The organism is Clostridium lapidicellarium, from assembly GCF_041224415.1.
GTDB lineage: Bacteria > Bacillota > Clostridia > Clostridiales > Clostridiaceae > Clostridium_B > Clostridium_B lapidicellarium.
On sequence record NZ_JBGFFE010000002.1, the window covers coordinates 218583 to 236330 of the forward strand.

A 17748-nucleotide genomic window follows, 5' to 3' on the forward strand; every position below is an offset into this window, starting at 1 on the left:
CTTTCATAAAAAAGCACAAATATATTTATTCATTAAATATCATATCATATTTTAATTATAATAGGAATGTTTTCAACCTTCAATAGCTTTATATTTCATTTTAGTAGCTTTTCCACCCCTTATATGTCTTTCCGCCTTATTATAATCAAGTATACTCTTGGCTTCCTGGGCAACCTGGGGATTTATTTTAGGTAATCTTTCCGTCATATCTTTGTGTATAGTACTCTTGCTAACTCCAAAAACTTTTGCAGTTTTTCTTATAGTGGCTTTAGAGCCTATTATATATTTGGCAACTTCCAGAACTCTTTCTTCAATATAATCTTTCATATTCGATCAACTCCTTCATATAAACATTTTTTAATATTCAGTGTTTTCTATCAATAAAATTATTTGAATATTCTTTCATTTAATTCAAAAACTTTTGTCACTAACTTTTCTTTCCATATATAAATATGCCCTTTTATATTCCAAAATTCATCTTATGGAGGCCATCTCCCTAAAAAGTAATTCTAAAGTTCAGACAGAGTTCACCCATAATTTAAACTTTGAATAAAATTCAAGAGAAACGGCCAACTATTAGTATTTTATATATTTTCCCGGATCAACAAATTCTTTTCCCTTTAAAACAGCAAAATGCAAATGATTTCCATATTTTTCATAAGCCGATCTCAATGTGCTCTTGCCGACTATTCCTATAACTGATCCTTTTTTTACCATTTGGCCCTTGTTAACTTTGACATTTGGATCCAAATTAGAATAGACTGTCTTTAAGCCATTTTGATGATCTATTATGATTTCCACTCCATCCTGCGTTGCAGTATTTACTTCTTCAACTTTCCCGTCCATTGCTGCAAACACCGGTTTTCCTAAATCCGTTTGTATATCATATCCTAAATTTGGTCTATATGTTCCAGTAGAATTCCAATACACCGGATCTTCTGAAAATCCTCTTGCAATAATTCCCTCTACTGGTTTTTGAAACGAGGTACTCATTGAATTAGCTACCTCTTTTGAAGTCTTCTGCTCGGCATTTGCACTTGTTCGACTATTTTTTTTAACTTGAAGGGCATTGTCATAAGTTGAAGAAGGATTTTTGTCTGTCTTTGCGGTTTGTTTTGCCTGTTTTTGTTCTATAGCATTACTTTTTTGCAATTGGGCACTCTGATCTTTATTATTCTTTGCAGTTAATAGTGCAACCGTTGCAACTATACAAAGGCAAATAAATAATATTACGTAAAAGCCCTCCTTTTTCAAAAAGTTAATTGCTTTATTTGAAAATTTTTTGTCCATATAAACACCTCCTTTTTGTAGTTTGTCCAGAGAATAACAAAAAATACATTTTTTATAAATTTTTTTCTAAATTTTTCATCAAGTGGTTATTGGCTCCAGGTGGAGCCGGATAAAAAAATGAGGTGAAATCTTCACCTCATTTTCACAATATTAAATTTACTTTAGAAATAAAGACACGTCTTTCAATTTTATACCAGTATAATAATGACTCAAAATCTGTACATAAGTTTTACCATTCTTACCCATCGCATCTGCCCCCCATTGGCTCATTCCAACCCTATGACCGTATCCCAGACAATCAATATAAATTTTATCCCTAAAATTTATATTGAAATTTGTGGAGTTCAGTCCCATAATAGCTCTGAATTTAGTTCCAGATATAATAATTGAACCAAGTCTAATTTCTTTAACAGCTCCACCTTCTGTTCTGTCCTGTATGCTTACTTCACTAGACAAATTCCCTGCATTGAGCCTTGCACCAGGATAATACAAATTTATTTTATCTACAAAATCTTTATAGGATACTCCCAGAGAAGTTTTATATTTATTATGTCCATTTTCTTCCCCGGGGCTATCAACGCTTTTCAAGTACTCTGCACCCCCTTCAAATACATCTTTTGCATTTTCCGTCCTCCCACCGCTTATCGCAAAATAATAAGGTTCCATAACTAATTTACCTTTATATGACAGCACTTGTCCCGAAGTATCTTGTACGGCTTGCTTTATTTTAAGCCAATATTCATTGGCCTTTGATTTAGGCCATGTATCCATTCTTTCCTCTTTGCTTTTAAATACCTGACACTCAACAGTATCACATACATCCGCCCCTGTATTGCTCTTATATTTTTTGCCTCCATATGCTTCCATGTGAGCTACACCAAAAGTTCTGGCTGCCACGGCCTGGGCCTTAAGAGCTTCCTCGGAAAACTCCGCCGGCATTTCTCCTGCCACTACTCCAAGAACATAATTTTCCAGAGTCATTTCTTCTATTTTATGTTCCCTGGTCATATACACTTTTATATTTTGAGGTTCGGCTTTAGACTTAATTATAAATTTAGGAAGACCTTTTTCCACACCTCCTTTTCCGGTCATAACAAGAGAAAGCAAAATTATAAAAAGCATGCTCATTAATACCGATATTGCAAATTTTTTTAAAAAATTCATGTTTTGTACCTCTATCATTTTATACGCATCTATGTTTTTAATAATATATTTCTATTACTGCTTCAACTAAAATATTCCATCATAATTATTTAGATAAAAAAAAAGAAGATCCCAATAACCTTCTCATTAAAACACTCCAAATTCTCAATCTATTCTCTTTATATCTGCACCCAGTCCTCTGAGCTTTTTTTCAATATCCACGTACCCCCTGTCTACATGGTATATATCAGCAACTTCCGTTTCTCCCTCTGCTGCTAAGCCACAGAGTATCAAGGCAGCACCAGCTCTTAGATCAGTTGCCCTTACCTCTGCTCCCGTGAGATTATCAACACCCTCTATAACCGCACTTCTTCCATCTATTTTTATGTTTGCCCCCATTCTCTTCATTTCCACCACATGCATAAACCTATTTTCAAAAATAGTTTCAGTTATTATACTAGTCCCCCTAACTGTGCACAAAAGACCTGTCATCTGAGACTGCATGTCTGTGGGAAACCCAGGATAAGGCATTGTTTTAATATCTATAGGTCTCAATTCTCTATTTCCATCTACAATCAAACTGTTTTTTTCGGTTTTTATATATACTCCCGCTTCAGTTAATTTGGCAATTATAGGTTTTAAATGTTCTTCATTTATACCATTTATTTTGATTTTACTTCTGGTTATCGAAGCAGCTACCATAAAAGTACCTGCTTCGATCCTGTCGCATATAGGTCTATGGGTACTTCCACGTAAATCTTTAACTCCTATTATACAAATAGTTCCGAAACCTGCACCTATAACATTTGCACCCATGCTGTTTAAAAATTTTGCCAGATCCTTTATTTCCGGTTCTTCTGCTGCATTCTCTATTATTGTTTCCCCTTCAGCCATGACTGCCGCCATCATTATATTCTCAGTAGCCCCTACAGAGGGAAAATCCAGATAAATTTTATTCCCTGTCAATTTCTCAGCCCGTGCTTCCACATATCCGTGACCTATATTTATCTCTGCACCAAGAGCACTAAAACCCTTCAAGTGCAGATCTATAGGCCTGGTGCCAATATTACAGCCCCCCGGCAGAGATAACTTAAATTTTCCAAATCTAGATATCATAGGTCCCATTATTAAGAATGAAGCCCTCATTTTTTTTACAAGTTCGCTGCAGGGGCTGCAATCCCTTATATTGGAAGTGTCTATCATAATTCTATTTGTATTTCTATCTATATTTATTTCCGCAAATATACTTCTCAGTATATCGCTTATTACAAAAACATCTTCAAGCATGGGGACCTCTTCTATCACACATTTTCCCCCACTTAAAATGCAAGCTGCTATAACAGGTAACACAGAATTTTTAGCAGTACTGATGTTTACTTCTCCATGAAGTTTATTTCCTCCCCTAACCACTATTTTACTCATAATGTTCCTCCATTCTATAATTTGCTGATATGTTGATTATTTTGTACTTAATATACTAGTATGTTGTCATTATTTCTGGCGTTCCCATAATTATATAGATTCCACTTGGATATTTTACGACGGAATAATTAAAATCCACTAGATTTTCGCCGCTTTGTATAGGATCAAACATATGAGTATTGGCAGTGGAACTATAGCCATGATCTATGAGCACAGTTTTGATATCGGATGTGCCCATGCATTTCAATACAGATTCAATTTTTTCATTCACAGCTGCAGTTCTTCCACTTTGTATCCTGGCCTTTACATATTGATAATACCTGTATTTTCCTTCTCCACCAGGTAGACATTCTGTAATTGTATTTTTCAAATGGGGCAGATTATAATTCACGGATTTTTCCAGAATATTGACAGTTATAATATTATGGCCTTCATATTGAACACTTTCTATGTAGCCACTTATATCACCGCCGTTAAATTCTACGGAATATGTTTTATTGTTATTTAAATATTTACCTTTGAAATCTCCATATTTAAGTAACTTCTGAAATATTCCATCTACAGTTTTCTCCCCTGGTTTATCTGTACTAAATATAACCATGAGATTACATTCCCGGGGAACACCGTGGGTTTCATCCAGTATGTCCTTAAACAGATCATTTTTTTTCTCAACTGCAGTGATACTTCGCGAAAAATTCAAATTGCCTAAAGTGTTTCCATAAGCTTTTACATAATACTGAAAAGAAAGTACACACAGCAGCAGGCAAAATGCTATTTTTACATTCTTTTTCATATAGAACAGCTCCTACCTCTCTTTCCTCTCTTAAGCATTATGGACAACTTTTACGTTAATATTCAAAAAAATATTAACATGACTCGATATTAATATATAAAATCACTTAGTAAAAAGTGCATAATTCAGCACAAAAAAACGCTGCCAAACTTCATGAAAACGAAGTTTGGCAGCGTTTTTTCATATTTAAAACAGAATATGAAATATACATTTCTTATTGTTTTAGATTAATTCTGGCCAGGGCTCTGGCCAGGGCCAGTTCTGCCCTTTTTACGTCTACTCCATCTCTATTAGCCAGTCTTTTTTTTGCCCTGGATTTGGCCCTCTGAGCTCTTGCCGCATCTATTTCATCAGGCCACTCACAGGCATCACATAAAATCCTCAATCCATTTTCCTTTACTTCCAGTATTCCAACAGATGTAAATGCCTTCAGTTGCTTATTGTCACCTTGAACAATCACCGTATCAGCAGGTCTTAAGGTAGTTATCAAAGGCATATGATCCGGAAGAATCGTTATGCCTCCTAAAGTACTTTCAGTTATCACTTCTACCACTTCTCCCTTATAAAATTCCCTGTCGGGAGTAAGGATAGTCAATTTTAACACTTTTGACATATTGATCTCCTCTTAACTCTTCGCCATATTTTCAGCTGCTTTAACTACTGAGTCAATAGTCCCCTTAAAAAGAAAAGCTGCTTCAGGCAAATCATCATACTTACCTTCCAGTATCTCTTTAAATCCTCTTATAGTTTCTTCTATGGGAACATATTCACCCTTATATCCTGTAAACTGCTCTGCAACAGTAAAAGGCTGAGATAAAAATCTCTGTATTCTCCTGGCTCTTAAAACCACGAGCCTATCTTCTTCTGACAGTTCATCTACCCCGAGTATAGCGATAATATCCTGAAGTTCACTGTACCTTTCAAGTATATGTTTAACTTCTGAAGCTATTTTATAATGTTCTTCCCCCACAATCCTGGGATCAAGAATCCTAGAAGTAGATGCCAGCGGATCAACGGCAGGATAAATTCCAAGTTCTGATATGGATCTTGAAAGGACCGTAGTAGCATCAAGATGTGTAAAAGTAGTTGCCGGTGCCGGGTCAGTCAAATCATCTGCCGGCACATATACAGCCTGAACAGACGTAATGGAGCCTTGTTTTGTAGATGTTATTCTCTCCTGCAGTGCACCCATCTCAGTGGCAAGTGTCGGCTGATAGCCAACAGCACTTGGTATTCTTCCGAGAAGTGCGGAAACTTCCGAACCTGCTTGAGTAAATCTAAATATATTGTCAATAAACAAGAGTACGTCCTGACCCTGATCTCTAAAATACTCTGCCATGGTAAGACCTGTAAGTGCAACTCTCATTCTTGCTCCTGGCGGCTCATTCATCTGTCCAAATACCAGGGCGGTTTTATTTATTACACCGGAATCCTGCATTTCATAATACAAGTCATTGCCCTCTCTTGTTCTCTCTCCAACACCGGTAAAAACAGAAAGTCCACCGTGCTGTTTAGCTATATTGTTTATAAGCTCCTGAATAATAACCGTTTTGCCAACACCAGCTCCTCCAAACAGTCCTATTTTACCACCTTTTTGATAAGGTGCAATTAAATCTATAACTTTAATACCGGTTTCAAACATCTCAGGTTTTACAGATTGATCCTCAAAACTTGGAGCTGATCTATGAATAGGATAATATTTATCTGCCTTTACTTCTCCCTTTTCATCGATTGGCTGACCTAACATATTAAAAAGTCTCCCCAATACATTTTTTCCAACAGGTACAGATATTGGTGCGCCCGTATCCACGGCTTTCATTCCTCTAACCAGTCCATCTGTACTTTCCATAGATATAGTTCTTACTATATCGTCCCCCAAATGCTGGGCGACTTCAGTAACAATTTTTTTATCTCCCGACTGTATATCTATGGCATTATATATGTTAGGAAGGTTTTCTGTATCAAATTTTATATCTACTACAGGTCCTATAACCTGAATAACTTTGCCTATATTTGGCATCAACGTCCCTCCTCACTTCTTACTTCAGAGCTTCTGCTCCTCCAATTATTTCAGTTATCTCCTGCGTTATGGCACTCTGCCTTGCCCTATTGTATTTAAGATTCAAATCACTGAGCAGTTCATTTGCATTTTTGGTAGCTCCATCCATTGCTGTCATTCTGGAAGCCTGTTCACTGACTTTTGAATTTATCATACAATTGAGTATTTTCTGTTTCAAGTGTGAGACCACCATATCACCTATCATTTCACTTGCAGCTGGTTCAAACTTTATAAGAAAATTTCTTTTTTCACTTTTTTTACTTTCAAGCGGGAGTAATTTTTCAACAACTACATTTTGCCTGACTGTAGAAATAAATCTAGTATATACTATATTGACTTCTCCAACTTTACCCTCCCTATAAAGTTCCAATGCCTTGTAAACTATAGTACTTGCCTCTTTTATCGTAGGAACATCGGGAATATCCACATATTCCGCCTGCGTATTATAACCAAGCCTTTTAAAATACATTCTGCCCTTTTGCCCTACGGCCACTAAAATGGATTTGTCCTTCTCTTTTGACATAATGGAGTCTGTTTTATTTACAACGTTCATATTGAATCCTCCACATAGCCCCGTATCTGAATTCAAAGCTACGTAGAGCTTATTATCGGAGTTATTGCCATCTATATAAATATTATTTCCCTCAGTCTCCAGGACAAGTTCATTTATAATGGAACCAAAAAGTTCAGAATATTTGTTATTTGCCTCAAGTTTTCTTCTAACCTTTCTAAGTTTAGAGGTGGCAATAAGCCCCATGGCTTTTGTTATCTTTTGGGTACTAGTTATCGATTTAATTCTTCTCTTGATTTTAACAAGTCCTGCCCCTGCCATATTTCACCTCCCGCAGAGCAAGTATTTCTACTCTGCTAAAAATATTTTTTTAAATTCTTCTATAGCCTTGCCAAGTTTATCACTCAGTTCATCTGATAAAATTTTCTTCTCTCGAATTTCATTCCCTATTTCACCGTGATGGGTATTCATATAGTCGAGAAATTCTTCTTCAAATTGGGAGATTTTTTCTACAGGCACATCCATTAGATAATCTCTAGAAACAGCAAATAATACCATTACCTGGTTTTCAACAGGCATAGGATGATACTGAGGCTGTTTCAATACTTCAGTTAATCTTTTTCCCTTTTCAAGCCTTCTCTTTGATTCCTTATCCAGATCAGATCCAAATTGGGCAAAGGAAGCTAGTTCTCTGTACTGTGCCAGATCTATCCTCAAAGTTCCAGCAACTTGTTTCATTGCCTTAATCTGTGCATTTCCTCCAACTCTGGATACCGATATCCCTGCATTTATTGCAGGTCTCTGTCCTGAATAGAAAAGCTCTGTTTCAAGGAATATCTGACCGTCTGTTATTGAAATGACATTTGTCGGTATATATGCAGTGACATCACCAGCCATGGTTTCTATTATGGGAAGTGCAGTTAAAGATCCCCCTCCCAGTTTATCCGAAAGTTTTGCTGCCCTTTCCAAAAGCCGTGAATGCAAATAGAATACATCTCCTGGATAAGCTTCTCTTCCAGGCGGCCTTCGAAGAAGCAGTGACATTTCTCTATAGGCAACAGCATGTTTAGATAAATCATCATAGATTATGAGTACATCTTTTCCCTTATTCATAAAATATTCACCCATAGAACATCCTGCATAAGGGGCTATATATTGAAGTGGTGCCGATTCCGATGCAGATGCAGATACAACTATTGTATAATCCATGGCTCCTGTTTCCACCAAATCATTTACTATATGTGCCACAGTGGATTGTTTCTGTCCAATGGCCACATAAATGCATATTACATCTTTTCCCTTCTGATTTATTATGGTATCCATAGCAATAGCAGTCTTTCCTGTCTGTCTATCTCCTATTATTAATTCTCTCTGCCCTTTTCCAATTGGAATTATAGAATCTATTGCCTTTATTCCAGTTTGAAGAGGTTCTTTGACGGACTGTCTTGTTATGACACCCGGTGCAACCAATTCCACAGGCCTTGTTTCTTTTGCCTTAATAGGTCCTTTACCATCTATGGGCTGGCCAAGAGAATTTACCACTCTTCCCATAAGAGCTTCACCTACAGGTACTTCCACAACTTTACCGGTCCTTTTAACTGTATCCCCTTCTTTTATTCCCTCTTCGGAACCTAAAAGAACACAGCCTACATTGTCCTGTTCAAGGTTTAAAGCCATACCATAAACATCATGTGGAAACTCTAAAAGTTCTCCAGCCATACATTGATTAAGACCATAAACTCTAGCAATACCATCTCCAATTTGAATTATAGTACCTGAATCAACAGTCTCTATTTTTTTCTCATATTTTTGTATTTCATCCTTTATGATTGAAGTTATTTCTTCAGGTTTTACATTCATAGGCTCACCTCTGTTCTCCTTTAAGCATAATTTTTTTCATTTCGGAAAGTTTTGATCTTATGGTTCCGTCAATTACTTCATTGTTTACATCTATGTAAACTCCACCTATAATGTTGGGATCAATTTCATCTTCAATCAAAACTTTTTTGTTGAATTTCTTTTCCAGTTTCTGCTTCAAATTCTTTTTTTCACTTTCCTGCAGCGGAATAACTGTCTTTACTTTTGCTACAACAGTATTGTGTTTCTCAAGATAAATATCCTTCATTTCCTTAAATTTTTCATTCAACTGATCAATTCTTCCCTTTTCTATAAGAACCAATAAAAATGAAAAAATGTCTTCATTTATCTTACCTTTAAATATTTCTGTAAACATCTTTTTTTTATCTGCGGTGCTGATTTCTGGATATTCCATAATTTTCAGAAACTCAGTATCCTTGTTTATGGCATTTACAACTTGTTCCAACTCATCTAGGTATTCTTTTACTTTTCCCTTTCCCTCTGCTATCTCGTAAAGTGCAAGGGCATACCTTCTGTTCAAATACTCATACATGATCAGATACCTACCTTAGTTATAAAATCCTCAATAAGTTTCCTATGCTGTTTTTCGTCAATAGAACCTTCTAAAGCTTTTGAAGAAACTAACATAGCCAGATCAACTACTTGATTTTTTATATCATCCTGTGCTTTTTCCCTTTCTCTCTCGGCTTCAGTCTTTGCTCTTTTCAGTATAAGTTGTGCCTCATTTTGCGCATCTTTTACAATATTTGAGGAAACTTTATCAGCTTTTACTTTGTATTCCTCTACTATACTTTTACCTGTTTCTCTTGTATTACTTAACTGTTTTTCACTTTTCTCTTTCAAACTTTGAGCTTTTTTCATATTTTCTTCTGCACTGCTTATCTTACCTACAATTTCATTCTGTCTATTATCTATAGTTCTATTTACCCTGTCAAATAAAAAATGTTTTAAGATAAGAACAAGCAAACCAAAATTTATAATGGTAGCTATAATTCTAAATAAATTAAACTCCATATTATCCATACTACTCTATAAAAGCCTCCCTTCAGGCATCTAATAATAACAAGTATGATATTTACATCTTAAATACCAATAGAAGGGCAACCAAGAGTGCATAAATTGAAGTTGCCTCTGAAAATGCTGCACCAACAACCATAGTACCTATTATCTTCCCGCTTGCTTCCGGCTGCCTTGAAACTCCCTCAACAGCTTTTCCTGCTGCACTACCAGTTCCAATTCCTCCGCCAAGACATCCTATTGCAGCAAGACCTGCTCCAATTGCTGTCATTGCTGATACAAATGATTTTCCATCAATATTAACCATGTTTTTTCCTCCTTGAATTTATTAATTAATTTAATTTTCTTATATCTAAAAATATTATATAAGATTAATCCACTGCTCCTTCTGCTACAATTCTGATATTGACCATTGTCAGCATCATAAAAATAATCATTTGAATTGTTCCATCAAAGGCATCAAAGTACGCATGAAATGGAATAGGTATTACAAGCTGACCTAAACCAAAAGCCACATTCCCTAACTTATTATAAATCAAATCCACAATAACGACAGATGCTGTCATATTACCAAACAGTCTTAAAGTTAAAGACACAGGTAACATAATTCTTTCCAACAAATTTAAAGGCAGCATCGGGACAAAAGGTGAAAAATAAGCTAGGAAATAATGTCCCACTCCTATTTTCTGTATAGCATTAGCCTGAACAATTACAAAAGTTATCAAAGCAAATGCGGACACTACACTGATATCCAGCGTAGGCGGCTTAAAGCCAATTAATCCCAACAAATTCATAGTTAAAAGAAAAATTGCCAGTGTCCCTATGTAAGGCACAAAATTTTTATAAGACTTTCCCATATTTTCTTTTACCAGGGAATTAAAAGTCTGTACTAACATTTCCACTACTGTCTGTTTTTTATCCGGAACTTTTTTCAAATCTTTAGTAGCCCAGATTGCCAGCACAGTTAATACAGCTATTATTATCCACTGATAAAATATACTGGATGTAATATCAAACTTATATCCAAATAATCGTATAGAAAAAACCATAGGCAATAACTCTTCCAAATTATCACTCCCTTTCTATAAAATATAGCTTTAAGGATATTTCCTATTCATTTTTTAGATCTAATCCGTATAAAATTAAAGAGATAAAATGCAGGCTGTAGCCTACCAAGTAAGCAAACATACCGCTTTTATTATATCTAAAAAGTATTAATGCAATAACACATACTAACAATACCCTAAATATAAAGCACAGCAGAGAAATCGACCTGTAGGAATCCTTAAATTTAAAAAGTGCAATTTCTGTAGACACTGCATTTATAACAATATTTACATATGCAATCCCAAATCCAAGAAAAACAAATATTAAATAGCTCCTGAATTTGAAATTAATTCCTATCACAGTGAATATAAGAAGTATAATTATGTCTAAAAAAGCGATCTTTTTTAACATATGTATAACATCTTTGCTCATTTTCTTTCCTCCAACTTAGCTTGGTAACTATTATACATCTCATATAAAGATAAATAAAATCCCACATTCTATGCATTTACATTATATTTCGTCATTTATTGCAATTTTTAAAGAGTTGCCGCTTATTTTAAAATGAAATAAACATATATTTATAGAAATCATAAAGTAATTATACCATAAATTTTTTCAATAAACTAATAATTTTACAATAGAACATCAATTAAGAAAAGTCTTTATCAATAATAAAAGCTGCAGCACTTTTCAAAATTTAAATATTTTGAAAAGTGTTACAGCTTTTATACTAAGTGCAGTATAAACTGAAATATCACAGACTACATTTCCACTATCATAGCAGTACCCATTCCACCGCCTATACACAATGTTGCAAGACCTTTTTTACAATTTCTCTTCTTCATTTCATAAAGCAGTGTAACAAGTATTCTTGCACCGGAACATCCAACTGGGTGTCCAAGGGCTATTGCTCCGCCATTTACATTGACTTTGCTCATATCAAGCTCTAAATCTTTAGCTACAGCTACGCTTTGAGCTGCAAATGCCTCATTTAATTCTATTAAATCCATATCCTCTACTTTTAAATTAGCTTTTTTCATTGCCACTTTAGTCGCATAGAATGGACCATAACCCATTATTTTAGGATCCAGGCCCCTGGTACCATAGGAAACGACTCTAGCAAGTGGTTTTATTCCCAATTCTTTTGCTTTATCCGCACTCATTACTACCAATGCTGCCGCTGCATCATTTATTCCAGAAGCATTTCCTGCCGTAACAGTTCCGTCCTTTTTAAATGCCGGTCTTAGCTTGGACAAAATTTCAGCTGTAGTTCCAAATCTAGGGAATTCATCTGTATCAAAGATTATTTCTCCCTTTTTCCTGTCCTTTATAGTAACTGGAACTATTTCGTCTTTAAATCTTCCGCTTTTTATAGCCTTTTCAGCTTTTTGCTGTGACGATGCTGAAAACTCATCCTGCATTTCTCTGGTTATATGCCATTTTTCAGCTACATTTTCTGCAGTAATTCCCATATGATAATTATTGAAGGCATCAAACAATCCATCTCGAAGCATGGAATCCACTACTTTTTTGTCTCCCATTCTAGCTCCCCACCTGCTGTTTTCAAGTAAATATGGAGCAGCAGACATATTTTCCATTCCTCCGGCAACAACTATGTCATCGTCTCCAACTTTTATAAGTTGGGTTGCCAAACTAACTGCCCTAAGTCCCGAACCACAGAGCTTATTAATGGTAAATGCCGGAATTTCTACAGGAATACCTGCATATACGGCAGCTTGTCTTGCAGGATCCTGACCGAGACCTGCCTGTAATACATTTCCCATTATAACTTCATTTACAAGTTCTGGTTTAACATTTGCTCTTTTAAGTGCTTCCTTTATAACTATAGTTCCTAATTTCACAGCGGAAACGTTTTTCAGACTCCCACCAAATTTTCCTATAGGTGTTCTTACAGCGCTTGCAATAACTACATCTCTCATAATTAATCCTCCTAAATTAAGTTATCTATTCATAATTTACTAAGTTTTCTGTCATCCCCTTTATTATACTAGTTTAATAAAATTTTATCAATATTTTTGTTAAAAAAAAAACAAACTTTTTTATAATTATTTTTAAAGCTGTCAAGCAAAACTTTTACCACATTCAGTGCATCTATTATTTTTCTATATTAAAATGTTTCAGGATAGCCGCCACTATTCTCTTGGAGGCCTTACCGTCACCATATGGATTTATGGCCCTGCTCATCATGTTATACTCATTTTGATTTGATATAAGTTCATTTGCCAGTTTAACTATATTATCTTCATCAGTACCAACCAATTTTACTGTTCCTGCTTTTACAGCCTCCGGCCTTTCGGTAACACCTCTAAGTACCAGCACAGGCTTCCCAAGATGAGGTGCCTCTTCTTGAAGGCCGCCCGAATCAGTCATAACCATATAGCACCTATTCATTAAATTGTGGGTTTCCTTTGTGTCCAATGGAGGCAGCAAATGCACTCTTGGAGTATTGCCCAATATTCTGTACACCGCATTTTTTACTATTGGATTTAAATGCACAAGATATATAATTTCCACCCCGGCATTGTCCTTTACAATTTTTTTAAGGGCGTTGCAGATATTTTCAATTCCCCTGCCCCAGTTCTCTCTTCTATGAGCCGTTACCAATATAACTTTTCTATGTACATAGTCTATTTGGTTTAATTCATTATTGTTAAATACGTAACCCTGTTCCACTGTAAAGTTCATGGCATCTATAACCGTATTTCCCGTAACAAATATTTTATCTTCAGGTACACCTTCCCTGAGAAGATTATTTTTAGAACCCACAGTAGGTGCAAAATGCAAATCGGCTATAGCGCCTGTAAGTCTCCTGTTCATTTCCTCAGGAAAAGGGAAGTATTTATCGTAAGTCCTAAGCCCAGCTTCCACATGTCCCACTTCTATTTTTTTATAAAATGCTGCTAAAGCACCTGCAAAAGTGGTAGTAGTATCTCCATGAACAATAACCAAATTCGGCTTTTCTCTTTCAAATATGCCCTCAAGTCCCTGAAGTACTCTTGTAGTTATCCCTGTTAAAGTCTGTTTGCTTTTCATTATGTTAAGATCAAAATCCGGCCTGATCCCAAAAAGACTCAGAACCTGATCAAGCATTTGTCTATGCTGGGCGGTAACACATACTTTATTTTCTATACTATCTATCTTCCCAAGTTCTTTGACTAAGGGAGCCATTTTTATTGCTTCAGGTCTTGTGCCAAATATTGCAATACTCTTGATTTTTTTCATACAAAATCCTCCATTTTACTCTCTACGCTTAAAAAAACCAACTTTCCAAGCTATTAAAATTAAAATAATCATCACTATAATCAATAAAAAATAAGATCTCTGTGCATTTATCTCCATGGCTACTACAGAAAAACTACCAAGGATTGCACTTATAACATACATTATTATAACAGCCTGTTTTTGTGTAAGGCCCATATCCAGAAGTCTGTGGTGCAAATGTCCTCTGTCAGCCTGCATAATAGGTTTCCCATTTATTTTTCTCCTTATTACAGCAAACAAAGTATCATATATAGGTATACCAAGTGCAAGTATAGGCACAGCTATAGAAAAAGCAGCTGCAGATTTTACAGCTCCTTCAATAGATATGGACGCAAGAAGGAACCCCAATAATTGTGCCCCTGCATCACCCATAAATATAGATGCCGGATTAAAATTATAGGGTAAAAATCCCGCTATAGATCCTGCCAAGATAATTGTAAGTATAGCAGCTTCATTCCTTCCGTTCAGCATTGCTATGATAAAAATGGTTATAGAAGATATAAGGGCAATACCTGCAGCCAATCCATCCAGACCGTCTATCAAATTTAATGCATTCGTAACTCCAATCACCCACACCAGTGTCAGTGGAATAGACATTATTCCTATGTTTACAAATTGATACAAACTGCTGAAAGGATTGGTAATAAGTACTATCTTAATTCCATAAACCATTAGAACCAAGGTGGCAGCCAATTGAAATAACAATTTACACCAGGGCTTCATATTGAATTTATCGTCTATGAGTCCTCCTATTACTATTATGGTGGCACCCAATATAAGCCCTATTTCAGAATTTGTGAGGCCGCCTGATTTTAAGAATAAAGTAACTATAAAAGAAATATATATGGCTATTCCACCTAAAAGCGGTATAGGTTTAGTATGTACTCTTCTATTATCTTTAGGGACATCCATAATATTCAGTTTTATAGCACATTTTCTAGCAAGTGGTGTAATAACAGCTGAAAGCACTGCTGAAACTATTGCAAATAGATATAATTTATTCATAATAACCTTCCTCGATTGCATCTTGTGTTTGTTATTCTGCTCTTTTTACACATATTAATTCAATTTGCGGTGCCTTTTCAAACCAATTAATTTCAGGTTGGTATTCTTCAGAATACACCACTCTTTTAATGCCGCAGGTAATTATTAATTTCTGGCATTCCGAACATGGCATATGAGTTACATATAGTGTAGAATTTTCCCTATCTTCTGGTGATACCTCAAGCAGACAATTTACCTCCGCATGAATTGTTCTCACACAATGATTGCCCTTCAAATAGCAGCCAACATCATCACAATGTGCCAGCCCCCTGGGACTTCCATTATAACCGGTACCCTTTATCCTTCTATTTTTAACAAGGACTGCCCCCACATGCAGTCTAGGGCATGTACTTCTTTCTGCAACTTTAAACGCTATATCCATAAAATAACTATCCCAATCTTTTCTCATCCATAAATGTCTCCTCGTTTCATAAGAATTACATTATATATTATAAACTATTAAAGAATATTTTAAAACAATTGCCGCTGCTTTTCATGTCCTAACATACAAAAGCCCACCTGATTTAAAGTGGGCCACGTACGTAGAGATCCATTTACTTGGTTCCAAACAATCTGTCTCCAGCATCTCCAAGTCCCGGTATTATATATCCGTTTTTATTTAATTTTTCATCTATATCTGCAGTAAATATATGTATATCAGGATGAGCTTTCATTACAGCTTTAATTCCCTGCCTTGCAGCTATCAGACACATAAGACGTATATTTTTCGCACCTTTTCTCTTCAACATAGAAATTGCATCTGTAGCCGAACCTCCTGTTGCCAGCATCGGATCCGTCACTATTATTTCCCTTTCTCCTATATCCTGTGGCAATTTACAGAAATATTCTACAGGTTTCAATGTGGTTTCATCCCTGTATAGCCCTATATGACCTACTCTTGCCGCAGGGATAAGCCTCAATACCCCGCTTACCATGCCAAGTCCTGCTCTCAGTATAGGTATTATGGCCACTTTTTTCCCAGACAGCATCTTACAAGTTGTCTTTGCTATAGGAGTTTCTATCTCCACATCTTCCGTTTGAAAATCTCTAGTTACTTCATAAGCCATAAGCATAGCCACTTCTTCCACAAGTTCCCTAAAATCCTTGGATCCTGTGTTTTTATCCCTTATCAGAGCCAATTTATGCAGTATAAGGGGATGATTTATTTGTGTTACATTGTCCATTTCAATTCCTCCAATTTGATTATTTACACTACACAGCTTAAATAAAGCTATAGTTTTTTACAGTCATTAACTACTTATTGTATTTTCTCTCTATCCCAGTAATCTTATCTATTCTCCTCTGATGCCTGCCTCCCTGAAACTCAGCAGATAAAAATGTATCTACTATATCAAGTGCAAGTCCTACACCTACTACCCTCTGACCTATCGCCAGAATATTGGCATTATTATGTTCCCTGCTCGCATGGGCACTGAAAGTATCTCCGCAAAGAGCCGCTCTCACTCCAGGCACTTTGTTTGCAGCAATGCTTATCCCGATACCAGTTCCACAGACCAATATTCCAAAATCATAATTCTTATTTGCAACATTTTGCGCAACCTTTAATGCATAATCTGGGTAATCACAGGAGTCTTCCGAAAAAGTTCCAAAATCCTCAATTTCTATATTTTTTACCTGTAAATGATCTATTATTTCCTTTTTCAGCGGAAAGCCTGCATGATCACTTCCTAAAGCAATTTTCATAAAAATACCTCCAAAATATATTTTAACTTTTCATACTACTGACATTTTATCATATACCCGCAAAAAAAGAAGATAACAACATTTAACCAATGTCCATATCTTCTCTTAATTTATTTATTAATAATAAAATACTGTATTTCAACTGACTATAGGTATACTCATATTCAGATATGCTTTTACCAAAAGGATCTTCTATCTCCTCGTCCAGAGAAACAAATTCATTTAAAGTATAAATCTTATTTACAAACTCGGAAAAATCTCTTTGCAATATGGCCTTTATACGTGAAGTCACAGCCAGAACAATTGTAAAATTTTCAACCATATTCCGGTTTATTTGAACGGCCTTTCTGCCGCTAATATCTACATTTATGTTTCTCTTTACAACCAATGCAGAGTTCCTGGAAGTTACACTGCCGTCAATTACACTTATACCGGCAGATGCAGCTTTTATATCTGATTTGCCGCATATAAAGTTAAATATAGCTTCAGCCATGCAGCTTCTACAAGTATTGCCCGTACAAACAAACAGTATATTTTTCATAAACCAATCCTCCC

At 35.6% G+C, this 17748-nt stretch carries 21 protein-coding genes; all 21 read right to left on the bottom strand.

The annotated features are described in order from the left end of the window. Nucleotides 1-72: 72 nt before the first annotated feature. Entirely contained in the window at nucleotides 73-327 is a 255-nt protein-coding gene (gene spoIIID, locus AB8S09_RS03035) for a sporulation transcriptional regulator SpoIIID (protein ID WP_106008335.1), read from the bottom strand. Between the two features lie 249 nt (nucleotides 328-576). Next, entirely contained in the window at nucleotides 577-1290 is a 714-nt protein-coding gene (locus AB8S09_RS03040; protein ID WP_294184866.1) for a M23 family metallopeptidase, read from the bottom strand. 156 nt (nucleotides 1291-1446) lie between these two features. Next, the gene (spoIID, locus tag AB8S09_RS03045; protein ID WP_294184852.1) at nucleotides 1447-2454 is read right to left on the bottom strand and encodes a stage II sporulation protein D; all 1008 of its coding nucleotides are present in this window, start codon (nucleotides 2452-2454) and stop codon (nucleotides 1447-1449) included. 144 nt (nucleotides 2455-2598) lie between these two features. Then, nucleotides 2599-3855, bottom strand: a complete 1257-nt coding sequence (murA, locus tag AB8S09_RS03050) for a UDP-N-acetylglucosamine 1-carboxyvinyltransferase (RefSeq protein ID WP_369868473.1) — start codon at nucleotides 3853-3855, stop codon at nucleotides 2599-2601. A gap of 55 nt (nucleotides 3856-3910) precedes the next feature. Continuing rightward, nucleotides 3911-4648: a hypothetical protein gene (locus AB8S09_RS03055; protein ID WP_294184847.1), complete on the bottom strand. Its 738-nt coding sequence runs from the start codon at nucleotides 4646-4648 to the stop codon at nucleotides 3911-3913. Between the two features lie 214 nt (nucleotides 4649-4862). Then, nucleotides 4863-5261, bottom strand: a complete 399-nt coding sequence (locus AB8S09_RS03060; RefSeq protein WP_294184845.1) for a F0F1 ATP synthase subunit epsilon — start codon at nucleotides 5259-5261, stop codon at nucleotides 4863-4865. A gap of 12 nt (nucleotides 5262-5273) precedes the next feature. Next, on the bottom strand, nucleotides 5274-6668 hold the full coding sequence (gene atpD, locus AB8S09_RS03065) for a F0F1 ATP synthase subunit beta (protein ID WP_294184842.1): 1395 nt from the start codon (nucleotides 6666-6668) through the stop codon (nucleotides 5274-5276). Between the two features lie 19 nt (nucleotides 6669-6687). Then, entirely contained in the window at nucleotides 6688-7539 is an 852-nt protein-coding gene (gene atpG, locus AB8S09_RS03070; protein WP_294184839.1) for an ATP synthase F1 subunit gamma, read from the bottom strand. Nucleotides 7540-7566: 27 nt separating this feature from the next. Then, a complete protein-coding gene (atpA, locus tag AB8S09_RS03075) occupies nucleotides 7567-9078 on the bottom strand; it encodes a F0F1 ATP synthase subunit alpha (RefSeq protein WP_294184838.1) in 1512 nt (503 codons plus the stop codon). Between the two features lie 4 nt (nucleotides 9079-9082). Further along, entirely contained in the window at nucleotides 9083-9628 is a 546-nt protein-coding gene (locus tag AB8S09_RS03080) for a F0F1 ATP synthase subunit delta (protein WP_294184837.1), read from the bottom strand. A gap of 2 nt (nucleotides 9629-9630) precedes the next feature. After that, on the bottom strand, nucleotides 9631-10110 hold the full coding sequence (locus AB8S09_RS03085) for a F0F1 ATP synthase subunit B (RefSeq protein ID WP_294184836.1): 480 nt from the start codon (nucleotides 10108-10110) through the stop codon (nucleotides 9631-9633). Nucleotides 10111-10171: 61 nt separating this feature from the next. Continuing rightward, complete coding sequence (gene atpE / locus AB8S09_RS03090) at nucleotides 10172-10420, bottom strand: ATP synthase F0 subunit C (RefSeq protein ID WP_294184834.1); 249 nt, start codon at nucleotides 10418-10420, stop codon at nucleotides 10172-10174. A gap of 64 nt (nucleotides 10421-10484) precedes the next feature. Further along, nucleotides 10485-11180, bottom strand: a complete 696-nt coding sequence (locus AB8S09_RS03095; RefSeq protein WP_294184832.1) for a F0F1 ATP synthase subunit A — start codon at nucleotides 11178-11180, stop codon at nucleotides 10485-10487. Between the two features lie 43 nt (nucleotides 11181-11223). After that, nucleotides 11224-11592 (bottom strand): ATP synthase subunit I, encoded by a 369-nt coding sequence (locus AB8S09_RS03100; protein ID WP_294184830.1) that lies wholly within the window; start codon nucleotides 11590-11592, stop codon nucleotides 11224-11226. 332 nt (nucleotides 11593-11924) lie between these two features. Continuing rightward, a complete protein-coding gene (locus tag AB8S09_RS03105; protein ID WP_294184826.1) occupies nucleotides 11925-13103 on the bottom strand; it encodes an acetyl-CoA C-acetyltransferase in 1179 nt (392 codons plus the stop codon). A gap of 175 nt (nucleotides 13104-13278) precedes the next feature. Beyond that, nucleotides 13279-14406: a non-hydrolyzing UDP-N-acetylglucosamine 2-epimerase gene (gene wecB / locus AB8S09_RS03110; RefSeq protein ID WP_294184824.1), complete on the bottom strand. Its 1128-nt coding sequence runs from the start codon at nucleotides 14404-14406 to the stop codon at nucleotides 13279-13281. A gap of 15 nt (nucleotides 14407-14421) precedes the next feature. Beyond that, nucleotides 14422-15450: an MraY family glycosyltransferase gene (locus AB8S09_RS03115; protein WP_294184822.1), complete on the bottom strand. Its 1029-nt coding sequence runs from the start codon at nucleotides 15448-15450 to the stop codon at nucleotides 14422-14424. A 31-nt stretch (nucleotides 15451-15481) separates the two neighbouring features. Then, a complete protein-coding gene (locus tag AB8S09_RS03120; RefSeq protein WP_294184820.1) occupies nucleotides 15482-15898 on the bottom strand; it encodes a deoxycytidylate deaminase in 417 nt (138 codons plus the stop codon). A 145-nt stretch (nucleotides 15899-16043) separates the two neighbouring features. Then, nucleotides 16044-16673, bottom strand: coding sequence for a uracil phosphoribosyltransferase (gene upp, locus AB8S09_RS03125; RefSeq protein WP_294184818.1), 630 nt, complete (start codon nucleotides 16671-16673; stop codon nucleotides 16044-16046). A gap of 70 nt (nucleotides 16674-16743) precedes the next feature. Further along, on the bottom strand, nucleotides 16744-17193 hold the full coding sequence (gene rpiB, locus AB8S09_RS03130; protein WP_294184816.1) for a ribose 5-phosphate isomerase B: 450 nt from the start codon (nucleotides 17191-17193) through the stop codon (nucleotides 16744-16746). An 82-nt stretch (nucleotides 17194-17275) separates the two neighbouring features. Next, nucleotides 17276-17734, bottom strand: coding sequence for a low molecular weight protein arginine phosphatase (locus tag AB8S09_RS03135; protein WP_294184814.1), 459 nt, complete (start codon nucleotides 17732-17734; stop codon nucleotides 17276-17278). Between the last annotated feature and the right edge of the window lie 14 nt (nucleotides 17735-17748).

Coding starts and splice junctions, on each gene's coding strand:
- upp (WP_294184818.1), bottom strand. CDS start 16,673: ATGGACAATGTAACACAAATAAATCATCCCCTTATACTGCATAAATTG.
- spoIIID (WP_106008335.1), bottom strand. CDS start 327: ATGAAAGATTATATTGAAGAAAGAGTTCTGGAAGTTGCCAAATATATA.
- atpG (WP_294184839.1), bottom strand. CDS start 7,539: ATGGCAGGGGCAGGACTTGTTAAAATCAAGAGAAGAATTAAATCGATA.
- AB8S09_RS03060 (WP_294184845.1), bottom strand. CDS start 5,261: ATGTCAAAAGTGTTAAAATTGACTATCCTTACTCCCGACAGGGAATTT.
- AB8S09_RS03085 (WP_294184836.1), bottom strand. CDS start 10,110: ATGGAGTTTAATTTATTTAGAATTATAGCTACCATTATAAATTTTGGT.
- spoIID (WP_294184852.1), bottom strand. CDS start 2,454: ATGAATTTTTTAAAAAAATTTGCAATATCGGTATTAATGAGCATGCTT.
- AB8S09_RS03115 (WP_294184822.1), bottom strand. CDS start 15,450: ATGAATAAATTATATCTATTTGCAATAGTTTCAGCAGTGCTTTCAGCT.
- wecB (WP_294184824.1), bottom strand. CDS start 14,406: ATGAAAAAAATCAAGAGTATTGCAATATTTGGCACAAGACCTGAAGCA.
- AB8S09_RS03055 (WP_294184847.1), bottom strand. CDS start 4,648: ATGAAAAAGAATGTAAAAATAGCATTTTGCCTGCTGCTGTGTGTACTT.
- murA (WP_369868473.1), bottom strand. CDS start 3,855: ATGAGTAAAATAGTGGTTAGGGGAGGAAATAAACTTCATGGAGAAGTA.
- AB8S09_RS03100 (WP_294184830.1), bottom strand. CDS start 11,592: ATGAGCAAAGATGTTATACATATGTTAAAAAAGATCGCTTTTTTAGAC.
- rpiB (WP_294184816.1), bottom strand. CDS start 17,193: ATGAAAATTGCTTTAGGAAGTGATCATGCAGGCTTTCCGCTGAAAAAG.
- atpA (WP_294184838.1), bottom strand. CDS start 9,078: ATGAATGTAAAACCTGAAGAAATAACTTCAATCATAAAGGATGAAATA.
- AB8S09_RS03105 (WP_294184826.1), bottom strand. CDS start 13,103: ATGAGAGATGTAGTTATTGCAAGCGCTGTAAGAACACCTATAGGAAAA.
- AB8S09_RS03120 (WP_294184820.1), bottom strand. CDS start 15,898: ATGAGAAAAGATTGGGATAGTTATTTTATGGATATAGCGTTTAAAGTT.
- AB8S09_RS03040 (WP_294184866.1), bottom strand. CDS start 1,290: ATGGACAAAAAATTTTCAAATAAAGCAATTAACTTTTTGAAAAAGGAG.
- atpE (WP_294184834.1), bottom strand. CDS start 10,420: ATGGTTAATATTGATGGAAAATCATTTGTATCAGCAATGACAGCAATT.
- AB8S09_RS03135 (WP_294184814.1), bottom strand. CDS start 17,734: ATGAAAAATATACTGTTTGTTTGTACGGGCAATACTTGTAGAAGCTGC.
- atpD (WP_294184842.1), bottom strand. CDS start 6,668: ATGCCAAATATAGGCAAAGTTATTCAGGTTATAGGACCTGTAGTAGAT.
- AB8S09_RS03080 (WP_294184837.1), bottom strand. CDS start 9,628: ATGTATGAGTATTTGAACAGAAGGTATGCCCTTGCACTTTACGAGATA.